The organism is Flavobacterium macrobrachii, from assembly GCF_014486675.1.
GTDB classification, from domain to species: domain Bacteria; phylum Bacteroidota; class Bacteroidia; order Flavobacteriales; family Flavobacteriaceae; genus Flavobacterium; species Flavobacterium macrobrachii.
Window position 1 is genome coordinate 1 of sequence record NZ_JACTAC010000221.1, and the last position, 247, is coordinate 247.

General features: G+C 41.7%; 1 protein-coding gene. It reads right to left on the bottom strand.

Annotation, left to right across the window (positions count from 1 at the left end; all coding sequences use genetic code 11):
• The coding region (locus IAI56_RS16040) for a hypothetical protein (protein WP_187658803.1) at positions 1-247 on the bottom strand (247 nt) is incomplete at both ends.

The following is a 247-nucleotide window of genomic DNA, read 5'->3' on the forward strand; positions in this document are numbered from 1 at the left end:
GCCTTGCTCTGCCTGTAGTTGACTGGTATAATATGTTACGGTATAACTACTCGCTGGTAGCGGTTGTTGGGACAAGACTGCTGCTGTTCTTATGGTTAAATCCACTGTCATTTGACCATTCTGGTTATTGGCATTGGTATCACATACTTCGATATCATCCAAATCAATTGGTGCAACTGGACTTGGATTAACTTCTAACGTTATTGGCATCACACTAAAACAACCCGTAACTGGATTTTCTGCTCGT